Origin of the sequence: Candidatus Manganitrophus noduliformans, from assembly GCF_012184425.1 — a bacterium.
Taxonomy (GTDB): domain Bacteria; phylum Nitrospirota; class Nitrospiria; order SBBL01; family Manganitrophaceae; genus Manganitrophus; species Manganitrophus noduliformans.
Map to the genome: position 1 here is coordinate 1 of NZ_VTOW01000019.1, position 1,416 is coordinate 1,416.

The following is a 1,416-nucleotide window of genomic DNA, read 5'->3' on the forward strand; positions in this document are numbered from 1 at the left end:
TGTCAAGCCAAAGTAGAAATGTCCTAATCCTACCAAGATAGAAATGTCCGGTTTTAGGATAACGAAGCGCAGGGCTCTTTTTTCTTTCGCAGCCAGGGATGTTTTTTCCAAGGATGCTGCGGTGATGGTTTGGTCCTGGGCCTCTGCGAGGGTGATTTCGGTGTTTCGTGGGCCCTCAGCGGCCGGGTGGTAATCTGCCGATACCGAAGCCGCCGCTCCTGATGGGTGATCCGCATCGATCCGTCCAGCCGCTCTTCGACGGTCACCCGTTGCGCCCGAAGGTTATCTTCAATCTGATAGAGCTTTCGGTCATGGGCCACGGTAAAGTCACGGCGCAACGTACGCTCTGTCTTGATGCATAAGATTTGATCTAGAACCCGAAGACCCGGACGGGGCCGGTGTAGATTGGCCTCTTGAGCCGGTTTGACCGAAAACCGCCGGTTGTAGATCGGCAGATACTCCAAAAGAAATCGGTTCGCCGCCTCGATGCTTGAGATCCCAGCCAGACGCATCTCTTTCACCAGACGGTCTTGGAAGGTCTTAAAGAGTCGCTCGACCCGCCCTTTGGCCTGCGGGGAATGCGCATGGATCATCTTCACCCCAAGCTCACCGAGCGCACGCTCAAACTGACTCTGGGGCGCTCGATCCTCCAACTGCTCGTTGATGGTCGCTTCGGCCGGCGATTTGTAGGTGGTATGCTTGTCAGCGTAGACGGCCAGGGGAAGGCCATATCGCTTCACATACCTCTTAAAGCTCTCCATCGCCGGGATCGTCCCTTCGTATTCGTAGAATCGCGCCTGCACGCAACTGCTCGCATCGTCGATGTAGGCCATCAAGACGCATTTCGGCCCCCGATCTTCAAACCAAAGGTGATGCGACCCGTCCATCTGGATCAGCTCTCCCACATGCGATCTTCTCTGCCGCCACGCCCGATGCGGTCGCGCTCGCCGCCTAAAATGATCGATCCCTTCGGCCAGCAGCCATTGGCGTAGCGTCTCATCACTGACCGCAATCTGATCTCGCTCTAATAGCTTCTCCGCAGCCAGCGTCGGTCCAAAATCAGCATACTGCCGCTTGTACAGTCGCAGAATCTCTGCCTTGCGCTTCGCTGCCAATCCCCGGTTCGACCGCTTGCCTCGCCCTCGATGCGCAATCCCCGCCTCTCCTTCTGCGCGTATGCGCCGGATGAGCCGACGCAGTTGCCTCTCTGACAATCCCAACGCCTCCCCAGCGGCCCGCTGTGTCATCTTCTTCTGCATCGCTTGCCTCACCACGCTCAGCCGCCTTAGCTCTTTGGTACTCATCACCTCCTTGTCCTCTCCGACCATCCTGCCCTCCTAATTCGGGCAGACAGTCTATCAGTAAAGAGGACATTTCTACTTTGGCAGAATAGGACATTATCTCTTTGGGATTACA

General features: G+C 56.4%; 1 protein-coding gene. It reads right to left on the minus strand.

The window, feature by feature from the left end; all coding sequences use genetic code 11:
• Positions 1-53: 53 nt before the first annotated feature.
• Positions 54-1,328, minus strand: a complete 1,275-nt coding sequence (locus MNODULE_RS24335; RefSeq protein WP_168063799.1) for an ISNCY family transposase — start codon at positions 1,326-1,328, stop codon at positions 54-56.
• Between the last annotated feature and the right edge of the window lie 88 nt (positions 1,329-1,416).

What these genes read in the sequence shown, in the direction of transcription:
- MNODULE_RS24335 (WP_168063799.1), bottom strand. Translation starts at nt 1,328, where the DNA reads ATGGTCGGAGAGGACAAGGAGGTGATGAGTACCAAAGAGCTAAGGCGG.